Origin of the sequence: Clostridium akagii DSM 12554, from assembly GCF_000686725.1 — a bacterium.
GTDB classification, from domain to species: Bacteria; Bacillota; Clostridia; order Clostridiales; family Clostridiaceae; genus Clostridium_I; species Clostridium_I akagii.
This window is the reverse complement of the sequence record NZ_JMLK01000049.1, coordinates 1-7,572: the sequence shown is the minus strand read 5'-3', so window position 1 is coordinate 7,572 and position 7,572 is coordinate 1. Positions and strand designations below refer to the sequence as shown.

Below are 7,572 nucleotides of genomic sequence, written 5' to 3'. Positions count from 1 at the left end.
AATTTATCAGTGAAGGTAAGTATTGGAAGGCAGTTCAGGCTGAAGAAGTTAGAAAATTGCCAAAGGACTATAAAAATAATAATGGAACATTTGGCCAAGGCGAAGATATTACTGCAAAATTTACTAAAGAGGAAACAGAAAGATTAATTAGAAAAACCAATAAAGCATATAGGACGGAGATAAATGACATATTACTTTGTGCCTTAGCACTTGCAATAGAAAAATGGTGTGAAAAAGGAAAAGTATTAATAAACCTTGAAGGGCATGGAAGAGAGTCTATTTTAGAGGACATTTCTATAGAAAGAACTATAGGTTGGTTTACTTCAATGTACCCAGTAATTATTGATGTTAAACACAGTGACGATATTGGATATTCAATAAAATGTGTTAAAGAGACTTTAAGGCATATACCTAATAAGGGTGTAGGTTATGGAATAATAAAATATTTAACTGAGCCGCAAAATAAGGACAATATATGCTTTAATGTAAAACCAGAAATAGGTTTTAATTATCTTGGAGAATTCACAAACAATCCAGAAGGAGGATTGTTTGAATATTCAGATTTGTCAGGTGGAGAAAGTATATCTAGATTAAATAATAGAATAGAGTCAATATCTATAAATGGTTTAATTGTAAATGGGAAATTGGAACTAGTTTTCAACTATAGTAAGGGGCAATATAGGTTTGAAAGCATAAAAAAATTATCACAGCTTTATATAGAAAAATTATTAGAAATTATTAATCATTGCGAAAGCAAAAAAGAAAGTGAAAAAACACCTAGTGATTATGGAGATAGTGAATTAAGTATAGAAGATTTAGAAAAGATACTTTTGAGAAAAAGGGATATAGAAAAAATACATTCATTAACACCTATGCAGGAGGGTATGTTGTATAACTTAATATCAGATAAAGACTCACATGCATATTTTGAACAATTTGACTTTAAAATAGAGGGGAATTTAAACCTTTATATATTAACAGAAGTGTTAAATAAGATAATAGAAAAACATGAGATATTGAGAACTGTATTTTTCTATGAAGGAATAAGTAAATTGAAGCAGGCAGTTTTAAGAAAAAGAGAGACAAAAATACAATATGAGGATATAAGAGATCTTGATGAAAAAAATAAGAAAGATTATATAGAAGAGTTTAAAAATGAAGATAAAGATAGAGGTTTTGATTTAGAAAATGATTGTTTGATAAGGGTAAGTGCAATAAGAACTGGAGAAAACAAATGCAGGTTAGTGGTTAGTTTTCATCATATTATTATGGATGGCTGGAGTGTAGGAATAGTAATGAAAGAAATGGTGGAGATGTACAAGGCACTAGGTGATGGTAAAAAAATAGTAATGGGAGAAACTCAAGCATATAATGATTACTTGTTATGGCTAGATAAATGTAACAAAAGCGAAGCTTTAGAGTATTGGAAGAGTTATCTTAATGGCTATGAAAAAACGGTGGGATTTCCACAGTTAAGTGCACACAGGGAAGGATTCGAATATAAAAAATCAATAAAAAAAGTTGATGAAAAATTAACATCAAGATTGAAGAACATAGCAGAAAAAAACAACTTGACATTAAATGCAATAATACAAGCTGCTTGGGGAGTGTTGCTGCAAAAATATAATAATGTAGATGATGTTGTATTTGGTACAGTAATTTCAGGGAGACAAGTGAAAGTTCAAAACATAGAAAATATGGTTGGATTATTTATAAATACAGTTCCTTTGAGAGTAAAAAGTGAGGGAACTTCGGAGTTTATAGAACTTGCTAAACAAGTGAATGCTGATTTTATTTCTGCAAATGCATTCTATGGATATTCTTCATTAGCGGAAGTGCAAGCTTTAACAAAATTAAGAAACAACCTTATTAATCACAAGGTTGTATATGAAAACTATCCTATTGATGAAAAATTATTGAATTTCGGAGAAATGGATAATTCTAAAGAGCAAATTAAGTCAATGGAAGTATTTGAGCAGACAAACTATGATTTTGGTGTAGCAGTAATGCCATATGATAGTCTAGATATAGAAATAACCTATAATGGTAATAAATTTGATAAAGAAATTATAGACTCAATACAAAGAAATTTGATTTGTATATTAGAGAATATAGCACTTAAGCCAGATATAAAAGTATTTGAAATGGAAATAGTAAATAGTAGTGAAAAGAATATGCTTCTAGAAAAATTTTCTAGAAGTAAATCTGAAATTGTAGTATATAAAACTGTACAAGTATTGTTTGAAGAGCAAGTAAGAAAAACACCAGATGATGTAGCAGTTGTTTTTGAGTATAGGAAGTACACATATAGAGAGCTAAATGAAAGAGCAAATAAGCTAGCTAGAGTGTTAATTGAAAAAGGTATAACAAAGAACAGCATAGTAGCTTTAATATTAGAACCATCTGAAAACATAATTATATCTATAATAAGTATTTTAAAAACAGGAAGTGCATTTTTACCAATAGATGAAGAGTTCTCAAAAGAAAGAATTAAAAACATTTTAGAGGATAGTAAAGTTGATTTTGTTGTATCAAATCCGGGATTAATTGATAACTTGGGATTAAAATATAATTACTTGAATATTGAAGATGAACATTTATATGACGGAAAAGAAGCATCAAATTTGAATATTAAATATGAATTGGAAGATAACGTTTATGTAATATATACATCAGGAACAACAGGAAAACCTAAGGGTGTTGTTATACAAAATAATGCATTGGTTAATTATATATTGTCTATTAATGAAAAAATGAAACTTAATAATAAAAGTAAAGCTTTGTTATCATCAAAATACTGCTTTGATTTAGGATATACAGTTTTATTTCCCACTATTACAAGTGGTGGAGAACTGCACATAGTAAGTAAGGAGACATATATTAATTCTCGCAAATTAATTAATTATGTAAAAAAAAGTCATATTAATTATTTGAAAATAACACCAACGCTGTTCTCTATAATGGTAGATAACTGTGATGAGTTAAAAAAATGTGTTGATTTAAAATTAATAATATTGGGTGGAGAAAATTTAAATATAGGTGATGTAAATAAGGTAGCTAAAGAATGCAATTGGATTAGATTTATAAATCATTATGGACCAACGGAAGCAACCATTGGATGTATTACAAATGAAATTGATTTGAAAAAGATTAAAGATGAGAAGGCATACAGTGTAATAGGAAGACCAATTAACAATGTAAAAATATATATATTGAATTCTGCAAATAAATTAATGCCAGTTGGCGTGCCAGGAGAATTATGTATAAGCGGAATGGGACTTGGAAGAGAATATATAAATAACAATGAATTAACAAGAAAAAAATTTGTAGATAATCCATTTTGTATTGGAACAAAGATGTATAAAACAGGTGATTTAGCAAGGTGGCTACCGGATGGTAATATTGAGCATATGGGAAGAATAGATACGCAGGTAAAGATTAGAGGATTTAGGATAGAAACATCAGAAATAGAAAGTCAACTATTAAAACAAGGAGGAATAAAAGAAGCAGCAGTGGTTGTTAAACAGGATAGAAACATAGGCAAGTACTTGTGTGCTTATATAACGGCTGATAAAAAAGTACTGATTTCTGAGTTAAGGGAACAATTATCAAAGGAACTTGCATATTATATGATGCCAAGTTATATAATTCAAATAGACAAAATGACATTAACTGCAAATGGAAAATTAAATAGAAAGATATTAGTAGAATTAGAATTAAATAAAGAATTAGAAACAATATATATGGCACCAAGAAATAACTTGGAGGTTCTGCTAGTTAGTATTTGGGAGAAAGTTTTACATCAAAAGAGTATAGGAATAGATGATAATTTTTTTGAATTAGGAGGACATTCCTTAAAGGCAGTAGAGATAACATCAATTATTAGAGAAGAACTTGAAGTGGAAGTACCAGTTAAGGAAGTATTAAACAATCTTACTATAAAATTGTTGAGTACATTTATAGAAGGGTTAAATAAGAAAAGGTATGTGAAAATACAAAGAACAGAAAGAAGAAAGCACTATAGTGCATCCTCGGCTGAGAAGAGATTGTATGCAATATGGGAGATGGAGAAAGATAGTATATCCTATAATATACCTGTTATTTTGAAAATTAACGATGAAGTAAATGAAAGATTTTTAGAGGAAATATTAAATAAAATTATACAAAGGCACGAAGCTTTAAGAACAAAATTTGAAGTGTTGGATGGCAATTTAGTACAAATAGTAGAGGACAAATGGAATCTTGTATTTAAATATAAAGAATTAGATGAAAAAATGGTTGAAAATGAAATTAAGGGTTTTAATAAACCATTTGACTTGAGAAAGGCTCCGTTGGTGAGAGGTGAACTTGTAAAATACGGGTACAAAAAATACATCCTTATATTAAATATCCACCATATAGTGTTAGATGGAGTATCTATAAGTATAATAATTAAAGAATTTAAGAAGTTATATAATAATGAAAAATTGCAGGAATCAATATTTCAATATAGAGATTACTCAGACTGGCAGAATACTTTGCAGAAATCAGGATTAATAAAGAGCCAGGAGGCTTATTGGTTAGACAGATTTAAAGGTGAACTACCTATATTAAATATTCAAACAGATTATGAAAGACCAAGAATAAAAAGTTTTGAAGGAAAGACAATTAATTTTGTATTAAGCAGAGAAGTGACAGAAAGAAGTAAAAAAGTAGCAAAACAAGAAGGTGTAACATTATATATGTTATTGCTAACAGTATTTAATGTTATGTTGTGGAGATACAGTAGGCAGGAAGATATTATAGTAGGAACAGTAGAAGCAGGAAGAAATCATTTAGAATTTAAAGATACAATAGGTATGTTCGTAAATACCATAGCACTTAGAAATTATCCTAAAGCAACTGAAACCTTCAAGGAATTTTTAAATGAAGTAAAAAATAACACATTGGAAGATTTTCAAAATGCTGATTATCAATTTGAAAAATTAGTTAATAAATTAAGTATAAAACGAGATACAAGTAGAAATCCATTATTTGATATAATGTTTATATTTGAAAATATAGATTATTGTACAGACGATGAAGATACTAAAAAAATAAAGCCAATTGAAACGGAAATTAACATATCCAAATTTGATTTGACTTTAATAGCAAAGGACGAAAATGGTAAATTAAACATAGCATTGGAATACTGCAGTAAACTATTCACAGAAGATACAATTAGAAGAATTGGTAAACATTATGAGAATATATTAAATTGTATTACAAATAATTTAGATATTAAGTTATTTGAAATCGATGTTATGGATGTTGTTGAAAGGAACAAATTATTAAATAAATTTAATAATACAAAGAGAGAATATCCATGTGATAAAACTATACAGGAATTATTTGAACAGCAAGCAATGAAAGTACCAAATAATATAGCGGTAGAATTTGGAGAAAAAAAATTAACGTATAGAGAGTTAAACGAAAAAGCAAATTCTTTTGCGAGAATATTAAGATACAAGGGTTTAAAAGAAGAAAATATAGTTGCAATAATGTCTGAAAGATCTATAGAAATGATTATAGCAATATTAGCTGTGTTAAAGGCAGGAGGAGCCTATTTGCCAATAGATCCAGAATATCCAATTGACAGAATAAAATATATGCTAGATAACAGTAAGGCCCATATACTTATAAAACAAGGAACATTAAGAAAAAATATAAAATACAATTTAGAAACATTTGAGTTAGAAGATACAAAACTATATGAAGGGCATAAAGGAGCATTAAATAAGGTAAATGGTCCCAATAACTTAGCGTATGTAATATATACATCTGGAACCACAGGAAAGCCAAAAGGAGTAATGATAACACAAAGGGGATTAGTTAACTATATATATTGGGCTAAAAACAAATATGTAAGAAATGAGAGAACAGACTTCCCACTATATTCTTCAATATCTTTTGACTTAACAGTAACTTCCATTTATACTCCGCTTATATCCGGAAATAAAATTATAATTTATGAGGGTGAAGATAAGGCATTACTTGTAAGAAAAATAGTTGAGGATAATAAAGCTAATATTGTAAAATTGACACCAACCCATTTAAGATTACTTGAGGATATGAATTTAAAGAAATCTCAAATAACAAAGTTAATAGTTGGAGGAGAAGAATTAAGAGAAAAAGTTGCAAGAAACATATATAATGCATTTGACAAAGACATTGAAATATATAATGAATATGGTCCAACAGAAGCAACTGTAGGATGTATGATATATAAATATAACCCTAGAAATAGTAATAAAACTGCAGTTTCCATAGGCGTACCTGCAAATAATACTAAGTTGTTTATTTTGGGAGAAAATAAGGAATTGCTTCCAATAGGGGTGTCAGGTGAATTATGCATTGGAGGAGATGGTTTAGCTAGAGGATATTTGAATAATGAAAAGTTAACTGCAGAAAAGTTTATAGATAATCCTTTTGTAAGAGGAGAAAAAATATACAGGACAGGGGATTTAGCAAGATGGCTATCTGATGGTAATATGGAATATCTCGGTAGAATAGATAAACAAGTAAAAGTAAGGGGACATAGAATAGAAACTTCTGAAATAGAAAATCAATTGTTGAAACAAAATGAGATAGAAGAGGCAGTAGTAATAACTAGAAGTGATAAAAATGACAATAAGTATATTTGTGCATATATAACTGCTTATTCAGAAGTGGCTGTCACTAAGGTAGAAGAAGAATTGTCAAAGAAATTGCCACTATATATGATGCCTAACTATATAATGCAATTAGATAAAATACCCATTACACAAAATGGAAAAGTTGATCAAAAGGTACTGGCTGCAATAGATATTACTCAGAAACTTGAAACAAAATATGAAGCGCCAAGAAATGAAACAGAAGAAATCTTAGTAAAGGTGTGGGAAGATATACTTTGCATAGATCATATTGGAATTGATCATAATTATTATGAACTGGGCGGAGATTCTATAAAATCAATATTAATAGTATCAAAGCTTCAAAAGTATGGTATGAGCCTTGAAATAAAGGATATAATGCAGTATCCAGAGATAAAACAATTAAGTAATCATGTAAAGAATAATGATCTCGAAATAGAGCAGGAAGAGGTTAAAGGAGAAGTAGGGCTGTCACCAATACAAAAATGGTTTTTTGAAGAGAATTTTTTGAAGAAAGATCATTTTAATCAGGAATTTATGTTCTACAAGAAAGATGGTATAGATGAAAAAACACTAGAAAAAGCAGTAGAAGAAATCTTAAAGCATCATGATGCCTTAAGAATGATATATAAGAATACAAATAATGGATTTAAACAGATAAATAGAGGAATAGAAAGCTTAAAAGATGCATTTGAACTTCAAGCATACAATTTAAAAGAAGATGAGGACTATAAAAAGACTATAGAAAAAGCAGCTAACGATATTCAAAGAGGCGTAAATATTGAAAATGGTGTGTTACTAAAATTAGGATTGTTTAAAACTAAGGCTGGAGATTATTTGTTAATAGTAGCTCATCACTTAGTAATTGACGGAGTTTCCTGGAGAATACTACATGAGGATTTAGAAGAAGCATATAGGAGCA

Annotated in this window: 1 protein-coding gene; it reads left to right on the top strand. The window is 28.9% G+C overall.

Annotated features, from left to right (window positions below):
* Positions 1-7,572: non-ribosomal peptide synthetase (locus BR66_RS0115545; protein ID WP_026883714.1), on the top strand; the 7,572-nt coding region annotated here is incomplete at both ends.